Genomic DNA, 23,054 nt, shown 5'->3' on the forward strand with positions numbered 1-23,054 from the left:
GAGCCTCAACTGATCAGGGTCAACCACGCATCCTCGGTCAGAACCGTCACGCCGTGCTTCTCGGCGTCCTTGAGCTTTGAGCCCGCGCCGGGGCCTGCGACCACATAGTCGGTCTTCTTCGACACGGAGCCTGAGACCTTGGCGCCGAGGCTTTCGGCCCGGGCCTTGGCCTCGTCGCGGGTGAAGCGTTCCAGCGATCCGGTGAAGACCACCGTCTTGCCCGAGACGGGGGAGTCCTGGGTCGGGCGTTCGACCGGTTCGATCTCGGTCAGCTCGGCTTCCAGCGCCGCGACCACGGCGAGGTTGTGCGGCTCGTGGAAGAAGCGGGCCAGTTCGCGTGCGGCGACGGGGCCGACACCGGAGACGCCCGCGATCTGGTTGAGGATATCGGAGGGGCCCTGCTCGCGAGCGACGCGGGCCCATTCGACGACGGCGGGCCACTCACTGGCCAGTTCGGCCAGGCCGCGGCGGGCGGGCGCCGCCATGCCGGGGAAGGCGAGGGCGATCTTCTGGTCCAGCGGCGCGTCGGGCCAGGGATCGTCGGCGGGGGGCCGCGCCTCGGCCATCAGGGTCAGAACCCGGGGCGAGATGGCGTGGGTTTCGGACAGGCGGGTCCAGGCCTCGCTGGGTACGCCCTTGGCGGCGGCCAGGCAGGCGGCCTTGAGCGCGTCCCAGGTCTCCCAGGCGCGGGCCAAAACCAGCGAGGTCTGTTCCCCGATATCGCGAATGCCGAGGCCGAAGAGGAAACGGTCCAGGGCGATGATGCGGCGGGCGTCGATGCCGGAGACCAGATTGGCCACGCTGGTTTCACCGTAGCCGTCTTCCTCGCGCAGGGCGTCCAGCTTTTCGGCGTCGCGGGCGAGGCGGAAGATGTCGGCGGGTTCGTTGATCCAGCCGCGGCCGTGGAAGGCAGTAAGCTGTTTTTCACCAAGACCTTCAATGTCGAAGGCGCGACGGCTGACAAAATGCTTGAGGCGTTCGATAATCTGGGCCTCGCACACCAGACCACCGGTGCAGCGCCGCTTGACCTCGTCGCCCTCCCGCACGGCCTCAGAGCCGCAGACGGGGCAGTGGTCTGGAAAATCGAAGTTTTTCGACGCCTTGGGGCGTTTTTCTAAGACCACGCCGAGGATCTGCGGGATCACGTCGCCGGCGCGCTGAAGGATCACCGTGTCACCGATGCGGACGTCCAGCCGGGCGATCTCGTCTTCATTGTGCAGGGTGGCGTTGCGCACCACCACGCCGCCGACCGTGACCGGGTGGAGGCGGGCGACGGGGGTGAGGGAGCCGGTGCGGCCCACCTGGATGTCGATGGCCTCCAGCACTGTGGTGGCCTGCTGCGCCGGAAACTTGTGGGCCACGGCCCAGCGCGGGCTTCGGGCCACGAAGCCGAGGCGCTTCTGCCAGTCCAGCCGGTCGACCTTGTAGACCACGCCGTCGATGTCATAGCCCAGCGTGGCGCGGTCGGTCTCCAGCCCCCGATACAACGCCATCAGCGCCTCGGCGCCCTCGACGCGCGTCGAGCGGTCGTTGACGCGGAATCCCCAGGCCTTGAGCCGTTGCAGGGCGTCCCACTGGGTCTCGGCGAAATCGTCGGAAAACTCGCCCCATGCATAGGCGAAGAAGTGCAGCGGGCGCTGGGCGGTGATGGCCGGGTCTTTCTGGCGCAGCGAGCCTGCGGCGAAATTGCGCGGGTTGGCGTAGGTGCGCTTTCCGTCGGCCTCGGCGGCGGCGTTGAAGGCGTCGAAGGCCTCGGTGGGGGCATAGACCTCGCCCCGAATCTCGATGCGGTCGGGCCAGCCGGCGCCGGACAGACGGTGCGGAATCTCCGCGATGGTGCGCAGATTGGCGGTGACGTCCTCGCCGGTCCTGCCGTCGCCGCGGGTGGCGCCGGTGGTCAGCTCGCCGTCCACATAAAGCAGACTGGCGGAGAGACCGTCGATCTTGGGCTCGGCGGTGAAGGCGACGGCTTCATCGGCGGGCAGCTTCAGGAACCGGGCCACACGGGCGGCGAAGTCGCGCACCTCGCCCTCATCGAAGGCGTTGTCCAGGGACAGCATGGGCACGCCGTGGCGCACCGGCGCGAACTGGGTCGAGGCCGCGGCGCCCACGCGCAGGGACGGCGAATCAGGACTGACCAGATGGGGGAAACGCGCCTCAATGGCGGCGTTGCGAACCTTAAGCGCGTCATAGTCCGCGTCGCTGATCTCGGGCGCATCCTGGCCGTGATAGAGCAGGTCGTGGTGCGCAAGGGCCTCGGCCAGACGCTGCAGCTCGTCCGCCGCTTCGGCTTCGGTCAGGTTCTCGACGGGGGTGTCAGGCATCGGGGATTCGTCCGCTGATTGTGCCGCAATCTAGGACCCTTGCCAGGCGGCGTCATCGGCCGAGGCGCAATGACAGTTCGTTTAGCTGACGACGCGTCCAGGAAGCGCTAGAGCGGATTGAAACCTCACGGAGTTCCCTATGCGCCTTCCCGTCCTTTCGGCCGCTGTCGCCGCCCTGATTCTGGCCGCCTGCGAAACGGGGCCGGCGCCGGTCACATCCGCCCCGGTCGTCGAAACCGCCATCCCGGCGGAGTCACGGCAACTGCTGGAGGACCTGCGCATCCTGTCCCACGACGACATGGAGGGCCGCGACACGGGCTCGCCGGGCGGGCAGCGGGCGCGTGACTATATCGTGTCACGGCTGGAGGCGCTGGGCGTCGAGGCGCCGCTGACCGGACGGCTGCAGGCCTGGAGCGCGCCGAACCGCAGCCGCATCGGTGCGGCCAGCTACGATGGGGTCAATGTTGTGGGCCTGATTCGCGGGACCGCGCGGCCGGACCGCTACGTCGTGGTGACGGCCCACTACGACCACATGGGGACCTATCAAGGTCGGCTGTACAACGGGGCCGACGACAACGCCTCGGGCGTGGCGTCCATGCTGGAGCTGGCCGCACGGCTGAAGGCGGCGCCGCCCCGCCATTCGGTGCTGTTCGTGGCGCTGGACGGGGAGGAGCGTGGCCTGATCGGGGCCGACCAGTTCATCCAGCGCCCGCCCGTGCCGCTGGAGTCCATCGCCCTGAACGTCAATCTGGACATGACCGCGCGTGTGGACGACGGCTATCTGTGGGCCACGGGGACCTGGCAGTATCCGCAGCTGCGTCCGATGCTGGATCCGATCCAGCCGGTCGGCAGCGTGCGGCTTGTCATGGGCAAGGATACGCCCAGCGATACCGGCGCGGACAACTGGGTCAACAGCTCGGACCACGCCGTATTCCACCGGGAGCGCATCCCGTTCGTCTATTTCGGCGTGGACTATCACCCCGACTATCACGAACCGACCGACGACTATGAGCGGGTCGTGCCGGCGCGCTTCATCGCGGCGACAGAACTGATCGTTCAGGGCTTCCGCGCCCTGGATGAGGGCCTGGCGCGCTAGACGGCGGCGGCGGGGGATGCTTCCCTCGCGCGGTCATGATCGAGGGGGATGTGATGCGCAGATGGATCATCGTGGGCGCCGCGGCGCTGGCCGTCGCGGCCTGTGAGCGGCAGGCGGCCGAACCGCCGGTGGACGCCGAGCCGGTGGAGGCCGAGGCGACGGATCAGGCGGGCCGCCTGAGCGGTTTCAGCCACGAGGTCAGCCAGGATGTGTCGGGCTATTACATGCCTGCGACGCCTGTCGAGATCGGGACTTGGCGGCTGACCAACATCATCATCCTGCCGCAAAGCGACATGGAGGCCTGGGAGGGCGGCGAGCAGGGCGATGTCTATGGCCCGATCATGATCGAATTCGACGACACGGCCAGCCCGACCGGGATGAACGAGTTGGGCCAAGAGTATCACACGGTCTCGGCGCGCGTGCTGCCTGAGGCCTACGAGATCACCGACACGCGGGTGCGCTTCCGGGGCCGGTCGCCGGACGTGGGGATCGTCACCCTGGACGCCGAACTGGATGGGGACGCCCTGGGTCTGGCGCGCCGCAACCTGGGCTCCAGCGAGGGTCCGGTCCTGACCGGAACAATGACCGTCGGCGATCGCACCTTCGAGGGACAGTCGTTCCGTTGGTGGATGGGCGACTGAGCGGGGTCCGCCCCACTGGTCTGAATCTGACAATCCCGTTTCTGACCCCGATTTCACTTGGGTCCGCGCCGTCATTCGCGCGATAAGAGCGGCCTAGGATAAGGAGGGCTTCATGGTCACCTGGATTATCATCGGCGTCGTTGTCGTCGTACTGCTGTTTCTCGTCGTCGGCGCCTACAACAAGCTGGTGGCGCTGGATCAGGCCGCCGATCAGTCTTTCGCGGACATCGACGTGCAACTGCGTCAGCGTCAGGATCTGATCCCCAATCTGGTCGAGGCGGTGAAGGGATATGCGAGCCACGAACGCGGCACGCTTGAGGCCGTGACCCAGGCCCGCGCCGCCGCCCAGTCGGCCGGCAGCGTCAATGAGAAGGTCCAGGCCGAGAACATGCTGACCGCCGCCCTCGGGCGTCTGTTCGCGGTGGCCGAGGCCTATCCGGACCTGAAGGCCAGCACCAACTTCCTGCAGCTCCAGAACGAGCTGTCGGACATCGAGAACAAGCTGGCCGCCGCCCGCCGCTTCTTCAACAATGCGGTGGCCGAGTTCAACGCGGTGCGTCGTCAGTTCCCGACCATTCTCTTCGCCGCTGTGGTTGGCTTCGCCTCGGACAAGCCCTTCTTCGATCTGGGCGAGTCGGACCGCGCGGCCATGAACGCCGCGCCGCCCCAGGTGAAGTTCTAAGCCCTCATGGCGTTTTACGGTCAGGCCGTCGGGCTCAAGACCCACATCTGGGCCAACAACACCCGGTCGATCCTGCTGCTGGCGGGGTTCCCCGTGCTGCTGGTGGTGATCCTGTACGGGCTCCAGTTGGTACTGATGGGGTTCGGAGTCATCCCGAGCTCCGGCGGCGAGCTGGGTGACGACATGGCCCTGGCCGCCAGCATGCTGGGCTGGACCGTGCCCACGGCCCTGGGGATCGCCGCGATCTGGTTCGCCATCTCCTATTTCGGCAGCCAGGCCATGATCGACGCCATGACCGGGGCGAAGAAGGTCGAGCGGCGCGACGAGCCGGAGCTCTACAACCTGCTGGAAAATCTCTCCATCTCGCGCGGCATGCGTACGCCGACCCTGCGCATCATCGAGCGGCCTGAACTGAACGCCTACGCTTCGGGCCTGCATGAGGGCCGCTATTCCGTCACCGTCACGCGCGGCCTCATGGGCGCCCTGGACCGGGACGAGATGGAAGCCGTGCTGGCCCACGAACTGACCCACGTCATCAACAAGGACGTGCGCACCATGGTGATCGCCTCGATCTTCGCGGGCATCATCAGCGTCATGGCCGAGCTGGTGTTCCGGGGCCTGTTCTATTCGCGGGGCGGGCGCGGCGGAAACAACAAGAACGCGGGGCCCTTGATCCTGATCGGCCTGGCCATCGCCGTGATCGGCTTCGTGCTGGCGGCGGTGATCCGCATGATGCTGTCGCGCACCCGCGAATATGTGGCTGACGCGGGCGCCGCCGAACTGACCAAGAACCCGGACGCCATGATCTCCGCCCTGCGCAAGGTGTCAGGCCAGTCCAAGCTCGAGGCGCCCGACGAACTGCGCGGCATGTTCCTGGATAATCAGGAGAAGGGCGCCGGCTTCGCAGGCCTGTTCGCCACCCATCCGCCGATCGAGAAGCGCATCGACGCCCTGGTGCGGTTCGCGGGCGGGCGGGATCTGCCGCCGGTTGAGCCGCGAACGGCGCCGTCCACCTCGGTTCCGCCGACCTACTGAGCCGCGCCTGAGCCGCTGATCAGCGCCGAGCGCTCATCCGCCGTCAGCATGCGCCATTTCCCCTCTGGCAGGTCGCCCAGGGCCAGCGGGCCGATGCGGACGCGGTGCAGGTCGGTGACGCGCAACTCCACCAGATCGCACATGCGCCGAATCTGGCGGTTTCGGCCCTCGGTCAGGATGAAGCGCATCGTCTGGCCCTGCACCACCGTGACGCGGGCGGGCTTCAGCTGACGATCGTCCAGCTCCAGGCCGTGACGCAGCAGGCTCAGCTTGCGCTCGGTGATCGGGCCCCGGACGGTGACCAGATACTCCTTGTCCAGCTCGGACTGCGGCCCGATGACCGCCTTGGCCACGACGCCGTCGGTGGACAGCAGCAGCAGGCCTCGCGAATCCTCGTCCAGCCGCCCGATGGGGGGCAGGGACGCATCCTTGGCCGGGACTTGACCCGCGCCCATGCGGTTGGCGCCGGTCAGCAGGCGTACAGCCGGGATCTTGCCCGGCTCAGGCTGGCCCGAGACGTAGCCGACGGGCTTGTGCAGGACGATGGTGACGCCGGAGGCCAGTTCGGCCTCGGCGGCGTCGCTGAGGATCAGGGTCTGGCCCGGTTCGATCTTGCGGCCGGGGTCGGTGACCACCTCGCCGTCGATGCGCACCAGACCCTGGCCGATCAGGCCCTCGGCCTCGCGGCGCGAGCAGACGCCGGTCTGGCCCAGCCACTTGTTGATGCGGACGGGTTCGTCGCCGTCGTAGGTGCGGGTGAAGGCCATGGTCGGTCCGTGAAGCGGGAAGGCCCCTTTTGGCGGCGCGCAGTCTTCACGGCAAGGCTGTGCGGTTGACCCTAAGGGCCAAAGACCTATATCAGAAGCTATCCACATGACGGATCGCCTTGGCCCGCCCCGCGCTTGACGCGGCGGCGGCTCAACCCGTCATTTTCGTGTCTTTGACGCGAAAGCGTGAGGAAATGGACGGCGTCGTGCTGTCCGTCGACTTGAGATCAACCTTTCAGGAGAAGCATGAACGCTCAACGCAACGCCGGTAAATCTGGAAAACCCCGCGGCGGATTTCGCCGTGCACCCATTCGCGCCCGTGTGGGCCTGGCCATGCGCCGCTCGATGGACTTCGGCCCGCTGGGCGACGTCGAACAGCTGATGCAGTACGAAGGCATCTCCATGGCCCCCATCTCCACCGGCGACGCGAGCATGTCCGTCGGCGGCGTGACGGTGCTGCCGACCGCCAAGATGAGCGACATCGAGGACGGCTCCATGGCCGGCCTGATCATCCCGGGCGGCGCCCCGGATTCCGCCGCCGAGGAAAAGGTGGCCAACATGATCACCACGGCGCGCGCCAACGGCATGACGGTTCTGGCTTTCGGTGAAGGCGTCGCCCAGGCGGCCCGCGCCATGGACATCGACCCGGCCACCCTGGCCGATGCGCCGGGCGCGGTCATCGACAGCGAGGGCGCGACCCCGCTGATGACCCGCGAGCAACTGAGCCTGGTGGCCCAGACGCTGGGTTAAGTCTTTAGGCTAGACCTTGCGGAACAGCAGGCTGAGATTGTTGGCCGGCATCTCGACCCGCAGGGTCAGACGCAGGCCGTGATCCCGCGCCAGCTGCGAAACGTCTTCGAGAGCCCGCAATCCCCATTCGGGGTTGCGGGCTTTCAGATTCTGGTCGAAGTCCGCGTTTGACGGGGCCAGCGGAATGTCGGCCTCGCGGTAAGGGCCGTACAGATAAAGCAGGCCGCCAGGGACCAACACCTCGGCCGCCCCGCCCATCAGGCCCTCGGTTGCGCCCCACGGGCTGATATGGACCATATTGATGCAGACGACGGCGTGGAACGGACCGCTCGGCCACGTGGCCGGATCGGCGGCGTTCACGGGTTCCGCCGCCCGGAGATTGTCCAGTCCCGATGCCTTGCGCCACGTCTCGATCCCGTCGCGCCCCTCGGCGGACGGATCGCTGGGCGTCCAGTCCAGATCGGGCAGAGCGCGCGCGATGGCGGCGGCGTGCTGGCCCACGCCGGAGGCGATCTCGAGCACCCGTCCGCGTCCGGGCAGATGCGCCTTGAGAACCTGAAGGATGGGCCCGGTGTTTCGATCAGCGGCCGGGGAGGTCGGCGGGGCTATTGTCACCGCGACCCGTTCCACCGCTCAAGGAAGGCGACCTGTTCAGCCGTGGCGGCCGCCCGATCGGCCGCACGGGGCGCTGCGTCCGCAATGCCGTTCCGACAGACAGCATTTATGGTGAAGGCGGCCAGAGTGTGCGGGATGATGCCCGAGGAGGATTCTGGCCCGGTCGTCTCCACCAGCGTTTCACCCTGAAAGGTCCGGGTTTCCAGCACCGCGACGGTGCTGTCTCCGCAGACGTAACGCATCCGTCTCAGGGTCCAGCGTTCAGGGTCGGAGTCCATGGAAGCGGGCTGGTGCAGCATCATCTCCCAATGCTCGTTGATGTAATGTTCTTCGCTCTCGGGCGGCCCAGGGGCGTCGTTCTCGCTGATCCAGCCAATGACGGGCTGGCCCCCCGGATCATAAGGCACGCTCAGCATCATGGCCCATGGGCCAGTCGGATCTTCAGCCGGCTGTGCATTCGAGGCCCAGGCGACGAGCATGGCGGCTGTAGCGATGATGGCCGGCGTGATGCGCATGATGTCGTGCCTTCCTTGAACTCTGCGACTGTCGCTGGCGTGGCCGCTTAAGGCAAGATCATGCCCTTCGTTGTCAGCTCCCGGCGCCCGACGGGTCGAAATGTGCGCCGGTTGACGCCGCGTCAGAAGGGGTGTTTCTGCCATCGCGTAACACGGCGTGATCGTCGTGAGGCCACGGCGGCGACAGATCGCCGGGCCCGGAAGCTCAGGGAGACGTGCGTTGGACATCGAGATGATTCCGGGGCTTGAGGCCGTCCCGACGACACACCTAGGCCTGGTTCAATGGGTGGCCGAGATCGCCGCCCTGACCAGACCGGACCGGGTGCACTGGTGCGACGGGTCCCAGGCCGAGGCCGACGCCATCGCCGCCGATCTGGTCGCGCGCGGCACCCTGCGTCCTCTGAATTCCGAAACAAGGCCCGGCTGCTACTACGCCGCCTCGGACCCCAAGGATGTGGCGCGGGTCGAGAGCCGGACCTTCATCTGCTCGCAGGACGAGGCCGACGCCGGACCGACCAACAACTGGTCCGACCCGGTCGGTATGCGCGAGCGCCTGAACGGCCTGTTCGATGGCTGCATGGCGGGCCGCACCATGTATGTGGTCCCGTTCTGCATGGGGCCGCTTGGGTCGAAGATCAGCGCCCTGGGCGTGGAGATCACCGACAGCGGCTATGTGGCCCTGTCCATGCGGATCATGACACGCATGGGCCAGGCGGCGCTGGACCAGTTGGGCGAAGACGGGACCTTTGTGCCCGCCGTCCATACGCTGGGCGCGCCGCTGGCGCCTGGAGAGGAAGATGCGCCCTGGCCCTGCAACGACGAGAAGTGGATCGTGCATTTCCCCGAAACGCGGGAGATCTGGTCCTACGGCTCGGGCTATGGCGGCAACGCCCTGCTGGGCAAGAAGTGCTACGCCCTGCGCATCGCCTCGGTGATGGCCCGCGACGAGGGCTGGCTGGCCGAGCACATGCTGATCCTGAAGCTGACCGACCCCAAGGGGCGCGTGCACTATGTGGCCGCCGCCTTCCCCAGCGCATGCGGCAAGACCAATCTGGCCATGCTGCAGCCGACCCTGGACGGCTGGAAGGCCGAGACGGTGGGCGACGACATCGCCTGGATGCGCTTCGGCGACGACGGGCGGCTGTATGCGGTGAACCCGGAGGCCGGCTTCTTCGGCGTGGCGCCGGGCACCAGCCGCAACACCAACCAGAACGCGCTTGCGACCCTGACGAAGAACACCGTCTTCACCAATGTGGCCCTGACGGCCGACAACGATGTGTGGTGGGAAGGTCTGACCAAGGATGCGCCCGAGGGCCTGACCGACTGGAAGGGGCGGCCCTACGATCCGTCGTCCGGCGAACCGGCCGCGCACCCGAACTCGCGTTTCGCCGCCCCGGCTGAACAATGCCCGACCATTGCGCCCGAGTGGGAAGACCCGGCGGGCGTGCCGATCTCGGCCATCCTGTTCGGCGGCCGTCGGGCCAACGCGGTGCCGCTGGTGACCGAGGCCTTCGACTGGGAGCACGGCGTGTTCATGGGCTCCACCGTGGCGTCCGAAGGGACGGCGGCGGCGGAGAACCGGGTCGGCGAGCTGCGCCGCGATCCCTTCGCCATGCTGCCGTTCTGCGGTTACAACATGGGCGACTATTTCGCCCACTGGCTGGCGCTGGGCGAGAAGGCCGATGCGGCGAAGCTGCCGCGCATCTTCTTCGTCAACTGGTTCCGCAAGGATCAGGACGGCCGCTTCATCTGGCCGGGCTTCGGCGACAATGTGCGGGTGCTGAAGTGGATCACCCAGCGGCTGGAAGGCGAGGCCGAGGCGGTCGACACGCCTGTGGGCCATGTGCCCACAGCGGAGTCGCTGGATCTCACCGGCGTCGATCTGACGGAAGCGCAACTGGAGACCCTGCTGGACGTAGACCCCGAGGTCTGGAGCGAGGAGGCGGCCCTGATACCGGCCTTCTTCGAAAAGTTCGGCGACCGTCTGCCGAAGGCGCTGTGGCGACAGCACGAGGCCCTGATCAAACGGCTGGATCGCGCGCGGGCGGCGCGGATGGCGGCCGAATAGCTTGAAAAAGGACGCGCGTCGGTCGATGACGGCGCGTGTCATCATCCAGCGAAATTCTCATCATCGGCGCGGGCGTTCTGGGCCTGACCACCGCAGTTGAACTGACCCGGCGCGGACGGCGTGTGACCGTGGTCGATCCCGGCGGCGACAACGCCTCGTCGGTCGCGGCGGGCATGATCGCGCCCGCCATGGAAAGCGCCCTGGAGAACACGACGCGCGAGCGGGCCGAGATGTTGCGCGCCGCCCGTGACCTGTGGCCGGATTTCGCGGAGCGCCAGAGCCTCATGATCTCAGCCGAGGGCTCGGAGTGGCGCGGACCCGACGCCGCGGCGGTGGCCGAACGGCTGTTGGGAACGGGGTTTGCGGCCAGGGCGGAGAACGGCGTCGTCAGGACGCCGGAAGACTGGCGCATCGAGGCGGAACCCGCCCTGACGGCGCTCAGGGCTGCGCCGGGCGTCACCCTGGTTCAGGGTCGGGCGGCGCGTCTCGAGACGGAGCATGGATTCTGGCGTGTGGTGCTGGAGACCGGGCATGTGCTGTCGGCCGGCGCCGTCATTCTGGCGATGGGCGCCCATGCGGCCCCGGCCGGGCTGCCCCCCGAAGCCGCCCGTCTGCTCGGCCTGATTCGTCCTATCCGGGGCCAGCTGGAGCAACTCTTCGGACTCACCGTCGAATGCATGAGGCGGGGCCCGGGGGCCTATGTCGCGCCCATGGGCGGCGGCGTGATGGTGGGGGCCAGCATGGATTTCGATCGCCGCGACCTGACGCCCGACGCGGTCCAGGCCCGACAGATGCTGCAGGCCGCCGCGCGTTTCTTTGACCTGACGTCCATCGGCACGCGGCGGACCCGCGTGGGCGTCCGCGGCGCCTCGCCCGACGGCCTGCCCATGGCGGGGGCGCTGGGGGAGGGGTTGTTCGCCGCCCTGGCGCCGCGCCGCAACGGCTGGTTGCTGGCGCCGGCGGTGGCCCAGACGGTGACGGCGGCCGTCCAGGGCGAGCCGAAGACGGCCTTTGCGGCCGCCTTCGATCCCGTGCGGTTCTAGTTGAGCTGGAAGGTCAGGGGGATGGTGACCACGGCGCCTTCCACCGCCTGGCCGTTCACGGTGCGGGGGCTGAGGCGGAAGTGTCGCGACAGCTGCATGGCCGCCCGTCCGAAGCCGTGTCCGCCCGGCGTTTCAGACATCACCGAACAGCCGGTCAGACTGCCCCGCGCCGTGACCGAGCACTGCAGGGTGGCTGAGCCCTCGGTTCCGTCACGCATGGCGCGGTCCGGATAGGCCCGCGCCATCTGATCGGACGTTGGTCTGGCGATCCAGCGGGGGTTGGTGATCACGGGCGGTCCAACCGAGGGCGCGGCGGGCTGCGCTTGAGGTTCGACAACCGCACCAGGCGTCGGCGCGACGACGATAGGATCAAAATCGCCGACCGAGGGCGTGTCGAGGGGTGGGATCGCCAGGATTTCCCTCGCTGAACAGGGTTCGGCGCCGGGCGGTGGATGGCCGTCGGGGGCGGCTGGGTCTGGGCGACCTCAGGTTCGGGCGGCCGCGGGCGCTGCATGATCTCGATGATCGTGGTCGGGGGCTCTGGCGTAGCTTCGGGCGCCCGCAGCTCGAATCTTTGCTGGTACAGCCACACGCCGGCGGCGCCGTGCACCAGAAGCGAGGCGCCCACCGCCAGCCAGACCCAGCGGGGAACCGGCCGCTTGCGGTTGTTGAAATCCAGCGGATGAACCGAACCGGCTCCGCCTGCGAGCTTCATCATCATGACGTCCACTCCCTTGTTCACAAAGGCCGGACCGCCGAGACCGACGTCCGACGAACGAAGTGTCGCGCCTGGGTTGTGGCGACTTTACGGCGGCGCTTGATCAGCAGACCGTGATGGCTGCGAGAGCCATCTGTGGATGGTAGGTGTTCGTTAACGAAGTTTAGGGTTTCGTTAACCAACGTAAACGACCGTCAACCTTATGAGCATCGCAGCGATTCCCTCATCCGGCGGCGTGGAGGCGGCCATTCGGCGCGCCTCCAGCGCGACCGGCGTGGATTTCGACTTCCTGATGCGTACGGCCCGGCGTGAAAGCGCGCTGAACCCCCAGGCCCAAGCACGCACATCCACGGCGGCGGGCCTGTTCCAGTTCATCGAACAGACCTGGCTGGCGACCCTGAAGCAGAACGGGCATCGGCATGGATACGGCCAGTACGCCGATCTGATCCATCGCGGTTCGGACGGGCGCTGGCGGGTGCAGGGCTCGGCCCGCAACGTGGTCATGGATCTTCGTTTCGACGCGCACGCCGCTTCTGTGATGGCGGCGGAGCTGACCGCGTCCAACGCGGCCTATCTGCGCGGACGCACGGGCCGTGAGCCGGGCGGCGGCGACCTCTATGCGGCGCATTTCCTGGGCCCGGCGGGCGCCGCGACCCTGATGGAGGCCATGGCCACGCGGCCCGGCGCTTCGGCGGCGGCGCTGTTCCCCCAGGCGGCGGCGGCGAACCGATCGATCTTCTACCGCAGCGGCCGCCCGGCGACGGTGGCCGAGGTTCACGCGAATCTGCAGCGCACGGCGGGCGATCATCCCGCTGTGGGCGTGCCGCAACCCTCAGCGCCGTCCCCGCCGCCGTTGAGCGACCAGGACCGCATGCTGGCTGCGCGCATGGACCGGCTCGCCCAGGACCAGAGCCTGCTGAACATGCTGCTGGGAACCCAGGGCGAAGGGGAGGCGACCACATTCCTGAAGGCGTTCGCGCCGCCGGAGGAATCGCGGCAGAGTTGATTGAGCGACGCTCGAAATGACGTTCCCAGCGTCAGGGTAAACGCGACCTTAAGGATAACGGCGACATTCTCGCGGCCTGATTTCCGGAAGCTCCCATGACCACCTCACGCGCCCGCCTGACCGACCTGGACCTTCACCGCCTGATCAAGAGCGGGGATGACGACGAACGGGCGACGGCGGCGCACAAGCTGTGCCGCACGATCGACCGCGCCGACCTCAGTTCTGCGGATCGGGAGGCGGCCGAGAAGATTCTGCGTGTGCTGGCCGGCGACGTGGCCGAAATGGTCCGTCGGGCCCTGGCGGTGACGCTGAAATCGTCAGACCTGTTGCCCCGTGATGTGGCGCGCCGCCTGGCGCGGGACGTGGACACCGTGGCCATGCCCATCATCGGTTTTTCTCCCGCCTTCACCGATGAGGACCTGATCGAGATCGTGCGCAGCGGCTCCTCCGCGCGGCAGGTGGCGGTGGCGTCACGGCCCAAGGTGTCCCGCGACGTGGCCGATGTCATCGCGTCTGATGCAGGGGAGCTGGCCGTTCGCGCCCTGGCGGCCAACGACAACGCCGACCTGTCGGAACGGAGCATGGGACGCGCTCTGGAAAGGTTCAGCCAGTCACCCGAGCTCGTGGCGGCCATGGCCTACCGGCCGGTGCTGCCCATGGCGATCACCGAGAAACTGATCGGCCTGGCCAGCGAGGCTGTGCGGGAACATCTGGTCACCCGTCATGCCTTGGCGCCCGAGACCGCCATTCAACTGGCCCAGTACACGCGTGAGCGGGCCACGGTTGACCTGATTGACCAGGCCGGAGCCAGCACCGACTTGCCGACCTTCGTGGCCACCCTGAACGCGCGCAAGGCGCTGAACGCCTCGTTGCTGCTGCGCGGTCTGGCGCGAGGGCAGATGGCCTTCTTCGAGCAGGGACTGTCGGAATTGGCAGGCGTGGCGCATGACCGGGCCTGGCTGATGATCCACGACGCCGGCCCTCTGGGCCTGAAGGCGATCTATGACCGGGCCGGGCTGCCCCCGCGTCTGTTCCAGGCGTTCCGGGCCGGGGTGGACACCTGGCGCGGCATGCAGGCGGAAGGCGTCGCGCTCAGCGGCGACCGGTTCCAGCAGCGCATGCTCGAACGCTTCCTCACCCAGCGGCCCAATACGCCGCGGGAGGATCTGACCTATCTGCTGGAGCGTCTGGACCGGGCGCCGGAGCCGGAGATGCTGGCCGCCAACGCGGCTTGAGGTCTACGCCTTGAAGGCGGCGACCTGGCCTTCCAGCTCTTCCGCGAGGGTGCGGCCGACCGGATGGTCGTCGGTCTGGATCTTGTCGCGCACGACCGCCTTGATGGCCTGGATATGGGCTTGCAGCAGAGGCAGCGGCGCCTCCATGCGCTGTTCGGCGTTGTCCAGCAGGCGGCACATGGAGCCGGCCAGGCGCGTCACCAGCGGATATTGATAGGTGCCGCCCAGACCCTTGAGGTCGTGAGCGCGGAAATAGAGCCCTTCGGCCGTGGCGGTCGTATAGCCCTCGGCCTGGATGGCGGCCCAGGCCGCGTCCATCTTGTCGAGTTCGTCCTGCAGCCAGGCGCCGAACTGGTCCGCCATGGCCGCCAGCGCTTCCTCCGCCTTGGCGATGGCGCCGGCGTCAATACCGCCGAACCCGCCGCCCACTTTCTGGCGGAGAGTGTTGGGGGGCTGGATGACCTGTGCGGACTTGTTCACGGCGAGACTCCAAGAGCAGTTCACCGCCAGTCTGGACCTCCAGGTTTAAGAAGGGGTGACTCAGGCGGTAAATTGTTCGGCCAGAACCCGTTCCTCGAACGAACGATCGGCGTCGAACAGCATGGTCAGGGCGATGTCCCGCCTTTCGCGCACCTCGACCTTGCGCACCCGTCGAACCTCGAAATTGTCCGCCACGGCGCTGACCGGACGCTTGTCCGCCTCGAGCACGTCAAAGCAGACTTCGGAACTGTGCGGCAGCAGGGCGCCCCGCCAGCGTCGGGGCCGGAAGGCGCTGATGGGAGTCAGGGCCAGGACCTTGGCGTCCAGCGGAATGATCGGGCCATGGGCGGAAAGATTGTAGGCCGTCGAACCGGCCGGGGTCGACACCAGCACGCCGTCGCAGATGAGTTCCTCAAGTCGGACCCGCTCATCGACCAGAATGCGCAGCTTGGCGCTCTGGCGTGTCTGGCGCAGCAGCGAGACCTCGTTGATGGCCAGACCGACCTGAACCTGGGCGTCGCTGGTCCAGGCCCGCATCTCCAGCGGATGAATGACGGTGGCGATGGCTCTGGTCAGGCGCTCGATCAGGGCGTCTTCGCCATAATCGTTCATGAGAAAGCCGACCGAACCCCGGTTCATGCCGAACACGGGAGTGCGTCGGTCGATGTGGGTGTGCAGCATCTCCAGCATGAAACCGTCGCCGCCCAGCGCCACGATCACGTCGGCGTCCTCCTCCGTGACGGAGGGATAGCGCCGGGCCAGGGCGTCGCGAGACGCCAGGGCCTCAGGCCGGTCACTGGCGACGAAGGCGATGCGCGGGGAGGGTGGAAGAATGCTCACAGCCCAGTGCAAGCGGACGCGGAGCCGGAAGTCAAACGCGCTCTGCCGATCAGGCGGCGCGATTGGCGCGGAAAGCCCGCGCAGCGCTTTCGCCCGAACGCTCCAGCAGCCTCGGCTTGCGCAACTCCCCGGCCGGCAAGCCGCCGCTGAGTTTGCGGATTTCGTCCAGCATCGCCGGGAAGACGGCCCGGTCGATCCCTACGGCGGCGCAGGCCAGCCTGAGCGGCTCCGGCGTGTCCGCCCGGACGGCGTCGCGAACCTGGGCCACGGCGAAACCGCCCATGATCGACAGGGCGTGCTCGAACAGGCTCAATCGCCCCTCCCGGATCGCGCGGATCAGATAGCCGGGCCGGAGCTGGCCCGAGGCGTCCATCTTGGCCACGAGCCGTCGTTCCATCTCGTCGCGGGCGGGATTGTCGTCCAGATCCGGGGGCGCGGCCTCACCCTTGCGGGCGTATGCGGCGCGCACCGCCTCGTCGATGGCGTCGCTGAGCGCCGGCGCGTCCACGCGGAAGCGGTCCTGGATGGCTTGCCGCAGGGCCTGGCCGACCCAGCCGTAAAGTTCCTGAGCCAGCTGGTCATTCATGGCCGGGTGCCGCACCAGGGGGGCGCGGAGAGCCGCGATGCGCTGTGACGCCTCCACCAGGCGGCGGACGGCGGCCTCGCTGACTTCCGCGGTCCGGTTCGCGGCCAGGGCGGTCATCACGGCGGGCTCGCCGCCTTCGATGATGGCGTCGGCGATGCGGCCGCTGATGCGCGGTCGGCGAGCAACCTCGATCTGGTGCTCGATGGTGCACTCCACCAGGATCTTCAGCAGCTCCTGATCCCTCAGAAGCGGGCTGGAGGCGATCACGGGGCGTGCGATTGCGATTTCGTCCAGGGCCAGGGTGTTGATCAGGGCCGGCGGCGCCCAGTCCGCCTTCGCAAGGCATTCCGAAAGGGTGCGGCGGATGTCCCGCTCGGCCCTGGCCGCCAGGGTCAGGAAGATCTCACTCAGCAGGGCGTGTGACGGGTCACCGGGGCGGGGCGGGTTGGCCTCGCACAGGGCGGCCACGCCGCGCAGCAGACGCTGCTGATCCGCGGTGTCGCGGCTTCGGGCCAGCGCCAGAAGGTCTGCGGGAGCGGGTTTGACGCTGGACAGTGCAGGGGCCACGGCACGCCTTTCGGGATTCGGCGGCGGACCGCCACGGGTCAGCTTTGCCGTCCGGGGAGTGAAAACGGGGTTAACGCACCGCTAACCTTGACGCTCGCGTCGTGTGGCGCGACGGTGCCTGGTCAGAGGGTTGCTTTGGGAGACGGTCATGGCCGACGGCGCATCGCCTTCGCTGAAATCCAAGGTTTCAGAGGCCGAGTGGCGAACGCGGGTTGAGCTGGCGGCGCTATACCGGCTGGTCGCCTTGCACGGGTGGGACGACATGATCTTCACCCATGTCTCGGCCCGTGTCCCCGGGCCCGAGCACCACTTCCTGATCAACCCCTATGGCTACTACTTCGACGAGATGACCGCCTCGCTGCTGGTCAAGGTCGATCTGGACGGCAACGTGGTTCAGGAGACCACGAACTTCATCAATCCGGCGGGATTCACCATTCACTCGGCGGTCCATGCGGCGCGCGAGGACGCAAAATTCGTCATCCACCTCCACACCGACGCCGGCGTGGCGGTGGCGGCGCAGAAGGAGGGCTTGCTGCCCCTCAGCCAGAACGCCTGCCTGCTTCAGCATCAGGTGGCCTATCACGGCTATGAGGGTCTTGCCCTGAACCATGACGAACGCGAACGTCTGGTGGCCGATCTTGGCGACAAATCTCTGATGTTGTTGCGCAATCACGGCACCCTGGCGGTGGGTGAGACGGCGGCTGCGGCCTGGGTGGGAATCTTCTTCCTGGAGCGGGCCTGCCGTCAGCAGATCGGCGCTCTCAGCGCGGGCCGGGACGGCGTTCTGCTCGCCCCGGACGCGGCTCAGGCCGAAACGAAGGAACAGGGCCAGGCGATCAGCTTCATCTCTTCGCTGGCGTGGCCCGGCGCCCTGCGCCAGCTGGACCGGCGCTCACCGGGATACGACGCCTGATCAGGGTCGTCAGCGGGGCGGCGGCCGCGCTGGCGGCCCTGGCGCCGCAGGTCGCCCACGCGGGCGCCTGGCCGACGCCCAAGGGCGAGACCCAGGTCATGGTCAAGGTCGAGAGCATGCGGGCTGAAGACGGCTTCGACCTGTCCGGCGCGCGCATGCCGTTGCCCGCCGAACAGGTCGATCGGGTGCTGGGCCTGTTCGTGGAATACGGCCTGACGGACCGGATCACCTTGCAGGCCAAAGGGGACTGGCAGGACGGGGAGGACGCCTTCGTCGATTATCAGGGGCGCGGGCCTGTCGAGCTGGGCGTTCGGGTCAATGTCTGGCGCGGCGACTGGACTGTGCTCAGCGTCTATGCGGGTCACGCCTGGGGCGGCGATGCGCGCAACGCCGTCTATGCGCCGCCGGGCGCCGGGAACAGCGATTGGGACCTGCGTGTGCTGGCGGGGCGATCCTTCGCCTGGCGCGGCGCCTTCGTCGAGCTGCAGGCGGCGCGGCGGCTGCGGGACGGGCTGCCGGACGAGACGCGCCTGGACCTGACCGCCGGAGCCGAGCTGGCTCCGGGCTGGAGTGTGCTCAATCAGGTGTTCGCAGGTCGCAGCGAACAGGGCAGCGAGTGGGCGAATCTTGAAACCTCCGTGGTGCGCACCTCCGGCGTCTGGAGCCTTCAGGCCGGGTGGCGCCAGACCGTGGCGGGCCGCAACGTCCCGGAGTCCCGCGGGCCCATACTGGCGGTCTGGCGTCGGTTCTGACAAAACGCATCCGAACGCGACGGATTCCGTAACTTCATCACGTTACTGCAATCGGGCTTGCCTCCACGGGTCAGGCCGATAAGGGCTTGCCTTCTCCCTAACGCGCCGGACCGGTTATTGTGCTGAAACGACATTTCTTTCTGTTCGCGGCTGTCGCGGCTGTCGCCCTCATGGTGGTGGCGGTCGTCCTGCGCATGGCCTTCGCGGGCGAGGACGGCGGCGGGCCGGGCGGCCCCGGGGGACGCGGAGCCCAGGAGGTCGCCGAGATTCGCGTGATCGACCGGGCCTTCAGCGACAGTTTCGAGGTTCTGGGCGTGGCGCGTGGCCGCCGTTCCGTGGACATCACCTCCAGCACCACTGAACTGATTACCCGGGTCTTCTTCTCCGACGGTCAAAGGGTGGCCGCCGGCGCGCCGCTGGTGGAGCTGCGCGCCGACGAGCAGGACGCCGGCATCATCGAGGCCGAGGCGCGGTTGCGTCAGGCGCGGCGGGACATGGAGCGCTGGGAAAGCCTGGCCGAGCGGGGCATCGCGCCGCGCGTGACCGCCGAACAGGCCCGTACCGACTTCGAAACCGCCGAGGCCGCCCTGGAGGGCGCCCAGGCCCGCCGCGGCGAGCGCATGATTCGCGCGCCCTTCGCGGGCGTTCTGGGCCTCACCACCGTGACCCCAGGAACGCTGGTCAACCCGGGGACGGTGATCGCCACCCTGGATGACATCTCGGTTGTGCGCGTGGATTTCCAGGTGCCCGAGCGATATCTGCCCATGCTGCGGCCCGGCGTGGCCATCACGGCGCGGGCCGAGGCCTATCCGGGGCGCGAGTTTTCGGGACGAATCGCCGATCTGGACACCCGCATCGACCCCCAGACCCGCGCCCTCACCGCGCGGGCGGAGTTCCCCAATCCCGACCTGTCCATCCGACCGGGCATGAGCATGCGTGTTTCGGTGGCCCAGGGCGAACGCTCGGCGCCGGCGGTCCCGGAGGCGGCCGTGCAGTATGAGGGTTCCGGCGCCTTCGTTTATCGCATCGCTTCGGACGGCGAGCGCAGCACCGCCCAGCGCATCGAGGTGCAGGCGGGGGTCGTCGAGGCCGGCATGGTCGAGATCATCCAGGGCCTGGACGTTGGCGACCGGGTGATCAGCTCGGGTCTCAACCGCATTCAGCCCGGCGCCGCGGTTCAGGTCGCCCAGACCGCGGGCGCTCCAGCTGCGTCCCAGGACGGCGCCGTCACCCGGACGTCCGCGCCATGATGCTGTCCGACGTCGCCGTCCGTCGCCCGGTTTTCGCCGCTGTTGCGGCCATCGTGCTGTGCGTCATCGGCGCGGCGGCGTTCTTCTTCCTGCCGGTGCGCGAACTGCCGGACGTGGATCCGCCCATCGTCTCGGTCAGCACCAACTATCCCGGCGCCTCGGCCGAAGTGATCGAGAGCCGGATCACCGAGCCGATCGAACAGCGCATCGCGGGCATCCAGGGCATCGAGCGCGTCACCTCGTCCAGCCGCGACGGCCGCTCGCGGGTCTCCATCGAGTTCTCGCTGGACCGCAACATCGACGACGCTGCCAATGACGTGCGCGACCGCATCTCGCGCGTTCTGGGCAATCTGCCGGACCAGGCCGATCCGCCGGAGGTGGCCAAGGCTGACACCGACGGCCAGCCCATCATGATCCTGTTCCTGCGCTCGGAGACCATGAACCGGCTGGAGCTGACCGATTACGCGGACCGCTATCTGGTGGACCGGTTCTCGGTGGTCCCTGGCGTCGCTGCGGTTCAGATCTACGGCGACCAGGAATACAGCATGCGCATCTGGCTGGACGCCGCCGCCCTGGGGGCGCGGGGTCTGACCGTGACGGACGTGGAATCCGCCCTGACGCGCCAGAACATCGAGCTTCCCGCCGGCACGCTGGAATCCGTGGACAAGGACTATACGGTCCGCGTGGCGCGCAACTATGCGACCCCCGCTGACTTCGCCAATTTGCCGGTCAGCGCCTCGGGGTCGGGCGACGGCGCCTATGTCACCCGCCTGGGCGACATCGCCCGGGTCGAAGAGGCGCCCGCCGAGGATCGCCGCCTGTTCCGGGGCAACGGTCTGGATCAGATCGGCCTGGCCATCACCCGTCAGTCCCAGGCCAACGACCTCGAGATTTCCGAGGGCGTGCAGGCCCTTCTTGAAGAAGTCCAGCCCGCCCTGCCCGAGGGCAGCGAACTGGTCGTTGGCTCCGACAACTCGGTCTTCACCAAGCACGCCATCGACGAGGTGTGGATCACCATCGGCATCGCCCTGGGTCTGGTGGCGCTGGTCAACTTCGTCTTCCTTGGGACGATGCGGGCCGCGCTCATCCCGTCGGTGGTCGCGCCCATCTGTCTGCTGTCCACCTTTATCATTCTGGCGCCGTTCGGGTTCTCCCTGAACCTTCTGACCCTGCTGGCCCTGGTGCTGGCCATCGGCCTGGTGGTGGATGACGCCATCGTCGTGACCGAGAACATCCAGCGCCGGATCGACCATGGCGAGCCGCCGCTGGTCGGCGCCGAGCGCGGTGCGCGACAGGTGTTCTTCGCCGTGGTCGCCACCACCGTGGTGCTGATTGCGGTGTTCGCGCCCCTGATGTTCCTGCCCGGCTACGTGGGCCGCCTGTTCGTGGAGCTGGCGGTGGCCATCACCGCCGCCATCTTCTTCTCCGCCTTCCTGGCGCTGAGTCTGTCGCCGATGATGGCGTCCAAGATCCTGCGCCCGGCGTCGGGGCAGGGCTGGCTGGCGCGCAGGGTCGATGCAGGCATGGATGCGCTGAAGCGGTCCTATCAGGCGTCGCTTGAAGGCCTTCTGGGCGCCCGTCACGCCGTCGCGGGCGTGGCCGTCCTGATCGTTCTGGTCATGGTCGGCGCCGCGGCCATGTTCATGAGCCTGCCCAACGAACTGGTGCCGAACGAGGATCGCGGCCGTGTCATGGTGCGGGTCCAGGGCCCCGAGGGCGCCGGTTTCAACTACACCCGCGACATCATGTTGGGCCTCGAACCACGACTGGCGGAGTATCACCAGTCCGGTGAGGCGGAATCCTACATGGTCTCGGCGCCTGGCTGGGGGTCGGGCTTCAACGGGGGCAACGCCATCCTCGCCCTTGCCGACTGGGGCGACCGCGACCGGTCGGCCGAGCAGATCGCCCAGGAGCTGAACCAGTCGCTGCGCAACGAGACCGGCGCCCAGGTCAATGCGTCCACGCCCGGCTCCTTCCGCGGCGGCGGCGGCAACTCCGTGGAGTTCATCATCGTCGGCGCCGAGTACGAGCGGCTGTTCGAGTGGATCCAGCCGATCATGAACGCCTCGCTGGACAATCCGGGTCTGTCGCGCCCGCGCCTGAACTATGAACCCAACGCCCCGCGCCTGCTGGTGGACGTGGACCCGCAGCAGGCCGCCGCGCTGGGCGTGTCGTCGCAGAACATCGGCCGGACGCTGGAGACCATGTTCGGGTCGCGGCGGGCAACCACCTATCTCCGGGGCGGTCAGGAGTACGATGTGATCCTGCAGACGGATCGGGAGAACCGCTCCAACGTGGATGATCTGCGTACACTCTATGTCTCGACCGGATCGGGCCAACTGGTGCCGCTGTCCTCGGTGGTGCGCACCGAGACGTCGGGCGACACGCCGGACCGCCGCCGTCTGGACCGCCAGCGTGAAATCACCCTCAGCGCCGACCTCAACCCCGGCTACACCATCACTGACGCGGTGGAATGGTTCGAGGAACAGGCCGCCCAGCAGCCGCAGGGCGTGGCCACCGTCCGCTGGGGCGGGGCGGCGCGGGATCAGGCCGAGGCGGGGGGCGCCGTGGCCCTGGCCTTCGGTCTGGCCCTGATTCTGGTGTTCCTGGTGCTGGCCGCCCAGTTCGAGAGCTGGATCACCCCGGCGGTGATCATGCTGACGGTGCCTCTGGCCGCAGCCGGCGGGCTGTTCGGTCTGGTCATGGCGGGCTCGAGCCTGAACATCTACTCCCAGATCGGCCTGATCATCCTGATCGGGGTGGCGGCCAAGAACGGCATCCTGATCGTGGAATTCGCCAACCAGCTGCGCGATCAGGGCCGTACGGTCAAGGAAGCCATCGTGGAAGCGTCGGCCCTGCGCCTGCGCCCGATCATCATGACCTCCATCGCCACGGCCTTCGGCGCCCTGCCGCTGGTGCTGTGGCAGGGGGCCGGCGCCGCCAGCCGCCAGACCATCGGCGTGGTGATCTTCTCCGGCGCCCTGTTCGCCACCCTGCTGACCCTGTTCGTGGTGCCGGTGATCTACGGCGCCCTGGCGCGCTTCACCCGCTCGCCGGAGTACACCGCCCGCAAGATCGAGGAGTGGGAAGCCCAGGAGATCGCCGCCAACGACGGGCTGAAGCACGCTGCGGAGTGATCCCCGCGCTGTCCCGGCACGCGCCGGGATGAGC

At 68.0% G+C, this 23,054-nt stretch carries 22 protein-coding genes; 13 read left to right on the forward strand and 9 right to left on the reverse strand.

The window, feature by feature from the left end:
* Window positions 1-5: 5 nt before the first annotated feature.
* A complete protein-coding gene (gene ligA, locus MBEBAB_RS00915; protein ID WP_021696038.1) occupies window positions 6-2,324 on the reverse strand; it encodes an NAD-dependent DNA ligase LigA in 2,319 nt (772 codons plus the stop codon).
* 139 nt (window positions 2,325-2,463) lie between these two features.
* Here ligA and MBEBAB_RS00920 point away from each other — a divergent pair, with 139 nt between their 5' ends.
* The 4 genes from MBEBAB_RS00920 to MBEBAB_RS00935 all read left to right on the forward strand — a co-directional run bounded on the left by MBEBAB_RS00920 (window position 2,464) and on the right by MBEBAB_RS00935 (window position 5,778).
* Window positions 2,464-3,420: a M28 family peptidase gene (locus MBEBAB_RS00920; protein WP_045318613.1), complete on the forward strand. Its 957-nt coding sequence runs from the start codon at window positions 2,464-2,466 to the stop codon at window positions 3,418-3,420.
* A 53-nt stretch (window positions 3,421-3,473) separates the two neighbouring features.
* Window positions 3,474-4,061 (forward strand): hypothetical protein, encoded by a 588-nt coding sequence (locus MBEBAB_RS00925; protein WP_148291388.1) that lies wholly within the window; start codon window positions 3,474-3,476, stop codon window positions 4,059-4,061.
* Window positions 4,062-4,173: 112 nt separating this feature from the next.
* Window positions 4,174-4,743: a LemA family protein gene (locus MBEBAB_RS00930; RefSeq protein WP_021696041.1), complete on the forward strand. Its 570-nt coding sequence runs from the start codon at window positions 4,174-4,176 to the stop codon at window positions 4,741-4,743.
* Between the two features lie 6 nt (window positions 4,744-4,749).
* Window positions 4,750-5,778 (forward strand): M48 family metallopeptidase, encoded by a 1,029-nt coding sequence (locus tag MBEBAB_RS00935; RefSeq protein WP_021696042.1) that lies wholly within the window; start codon window positions 4,750-4,752, stop codon window positions 5,776-5,778.
* On the opposite strand, the gene MBEBAB_RS00940 is transcribed toward MBEBAB_RS00935, so the two are convergent.
* Window positions 5,772-6,545, reverse strand: coding sequence for a pseudouridine synthase (locus MBEBAB_RS00940; protein ID WP_021696043.1), 774 nt, complete (start codon window positions 6,543-6,545; stop codon window positions 5,772-5,774). The two genes, MBEBAB_RS00935 and MBEBAB_RS00940, sit on opposite strands and share 7 nt — an antisense overlap.
* A 333-nt stretch (window positions 6,546-6,878) precedes the next feature.
* Here MBEBAB_RS00940 and MBEBAB_RS00945 point away from each other — a divergent pair, with 333 nt between their 5' ends.
* Window positions 6,879-7,295: a hypothetical protein gene (locus MBEBAB_RS00945; RefSeq protein ID WP_045318627.1), complete on the forward strand. Its 417-nt coding sequence runs from the start codon at window positions 6,879-6,881 to the stop codon at window positions 7,293-7,295.
* Window positions 7,296-7,304: 9 nt separating this feature from the next.
* Here MBEBAB_RS00945 and MBEBAB_RS00950 read toward each other — a convergent pair whose 3' ends face one another.
* Together MBEBAB_RS00950 and MBEBAB_RS00955 are read right to left on the reverse strand one after the other, a co-directional pair.
* Window positions 7,305-7,925 (reverse strand): DUF938 domain-containing protein, encoded by a 621-nt coding sequence (locus tag MBEBAB_RS00950; RefSeq protein WP_045318614.1) that lies wholly within the window; start codon window positions 7,923-7,925, stop codon window positions 7,305-7,307.
* The gene (locus tag MBEBAB_RS00955) at window positions 7,907-8,425 is read right to left on the reverse strand and encodes a hypothetical protein (protein WP_021696047.1); all 519 of its coding nucleotides are present in this window, start codon (window positions 8,423-8,425) and stop codon (window positions 7,907-7,909) included. Before MBEBAB_RS00955 ends, MBEBAB_RS00950 begins: the two co-directional genes overlap by 19 nt.
* A gap of 220 nt (window positions 8,426-8,645) precedes the next feature.
* Here MBEBAB_RS00955 and MBEBAB_RS00960 point away from each other — a divergent pair, with 220 nt between their 5' ends.
* Together MBEBAB_RS00960 and MBEBAB_RS00965 are read left to right on the forward strand one after the other, a co-directional pair.
* Complete coding sequence (locus MBEBAB_RS00960) at window positions 8,646-10,493, forward strand: phosphoenolpyruvate carboxykinase (GTP) (protein ID WP_021696048.1); 1,848 nt, start codon at window positions 8,646-8,648, stop codon at window positions 10,491-10,493.
* A gap of 35 nt (window positions 10,494-10,528) precedes the next feature.
* Entirely contained in the window at window positions 10,529-11,536 is a 1,008-nt protein-coding gene (locus MBEBAB_RS00965; protein WP_021696049.1) for an NAD(P)/FAD-dependent oxidoreductase, read from the forward strand.
* Here MBEBAB_RS00965 and MBEBAB_RS17000 read toward each other — a convergent pair.
* Together MBEBAB_RS17000 and MBEBAB_RS17005 are read right to left on the reverse strand one after the other, a co-directional pair.
* On the reverse strand, window positions 11,533-11,826 hold the full coding sequence (locus MBEBAB_RS17000; protein WP_052516697.1) for an energy transducer TonB: 294 nt from the start codon (window positions 11,824-11,826) through the stop codon (window positions 11,533-11,535). The two genes, MBEBAB_RS00965 and MBEBAB_RS17000, sit on opposite strands and share 4 nt — an antisense overlap.
* A complete protein-coding gene (locus MBEBAB_RS17005; RefSeq protein ID WP_242397009.1) occupies window positions 11,823-12,257 on the reverse strand; it encodes a hypothetical protein in 435 nt (144 codons plus the stop codon). Before MBEBAB_RS17005 ends, MBEBAB_RS17000 begins: the two co-directional genes overlap by 4 nt.
* 199 nt (window positions 12,258-12,456) lie before the next feature.
* On the opposite strand from MBEBAB_RS17005, the gene MBEBAB_RS00975 reads away from it, so the two are divergent.
* Both MBEBAB_RS00975 and spbR read left to right on the forward strand, forming a co-directional pair.
* The gene (locus MBEBAB_RS00975) at window positions 12,457-13,260 is read left to right on the forward strand and encodes a transglycosylase SLT domain-containing protein (protein ID WP_021696051.1); all 804 of its coding nucleotides are present in this window, start codon (window positions 12,457-12,459) and stop codon (window positions 13,258-13,260) included.
* Between the two features lie 95 nt (window positions 13,261-13,355).
* Entirely contained in the window at window positions 13,356-14,495 is a 1,140-nt protein-coding gene (gene spbR / locus MBEBAB_RS00980) for a SpbR family protein (protein ID WP_021696052.1), read from the forward strand.
* A gap of 3 nt (window positions 14,496-14,498) precedes the next feature.
* On the opposite strand, the gene MBEBAB_RS00985 is transcribed toward spbR, so the two are convergent.
* From MBEBAB_RS00985 to MBEBAB_RS00995, 3 genes are read right to left on the reverse strand one after another with little or no spacing between them, the layout of a single operon-like run.
* Window positions 14,499-14,975 carry an Hpt domain-containing protein gene (locus MBEBAB_RS00985; protein WP_021696053.1) on the reverse strand — a complete coding sequence of 159 codons (477 nt, stop codon included), beginning with the start codon at window positions 14,973-14,975 and terminating at the stop codon, window positions 14,499-14,501.
* 60 nt (window positions 14,976-15,035) lie between these two features.
* Window positions 15,036-15,809: an NAD kinase gene (locus MBEBAB_RS00990; RefSeq protein WP_370541138.1), complete on the reverse strand. Its 774-nt coding sequence runs from the start codon at window positions 15,807-15,809 to the stop codon at window positions 15,036-15,038.
* A gap of 55 nt (window positions 15,810-15,864) precedes the next feature.
* A complete protein-coding gene (locus MBEBAB_RS00995) occupies window positions 15,865-16,968 on the reverse strand; it encodes a DUF2336 domain-containing protein (protein ID WP_021696055.1) in 1,104 nt (367 codons plus the stop codon).
* A 148-nt stretch (window positions 16,969-17,116) separates the two neighbouring features.
* Here MBEBAB_RS00995 and MBEBAB_RS01000 point away from each other — a divergent pair, with 148 nt between their 5' ends.
* The 4 genes from MBEBAB_RS01000 (at window position 17,117) to MBEBAB_RS01015 (ending at window position 23,020) form a co-directional block, all read left to right on the forward strand.
* Window positions 17,117-17,881, forward strand: a complete 765-nt coding sequence (locus MBEBAB_RS01000; RefSeq protein WP_021696056.1) for a class II aldolase/adducin family protein — start codon at window positions 17,117-17,119, stop codon at window positions 17,879-17,881.
* On the forward strand, window positions 17,827-18,633 hold the full coding sequence (locus tag MBEBAB_RS01005; protein ID WP_242397010.1) for a hypothetical protein: 807 nt from the start codon (window positions 17,827-17,829) through the stop codon (window positions 18,631-18,633). Before MBEBAB_RS01000 ends, MBEBAB_RS01005 begins: the two co-directional genes overlap by 55 nt.
* Before the next feature lie 119 nt (window positions 18,634-18,752).
* The gene (locus tag MBEBAB_RS01010; protein ID WP_021696058.1) at window positions 18,753-19,883 is read left to right on the forward strand and encodes an efflux RND transporter periplasmic adaptor subunit; all 1,131 of its coding nucleotides are present in this window, start codon (window positions 18,753-18,755) and stop codon (window positions 19,881-19,883) included.
* Complete coding sequence (locus MBEBAB_RS01015; RefSeq protein WP_045318631.1) at window positions 19,883-23,020, forward strand: efflux RND transporter permease subunit; 3,138 nt, start codon at window positions 19,883-19,885, stop codon at window positions 23,018-23,020. The genes MBEBAB_RS01010 and MBEBAB_RS01015 overlap by 1 nt, the downstream gene beginning before the upstream one ends.
* Window positions 23,021-23,054 lie beyond the last annotated feature (34 nt).

Source organism: Brevundimonas abyssalis TAR-001 (assembly GCF_000466985.1).
Classification (GTDB): Bacteria; Pseudomonadota; Alphaproteobacteria; order Caulobacterales; family Caulobacteraceae; genus Brevundimonas; species Brevundimonas abyssalis.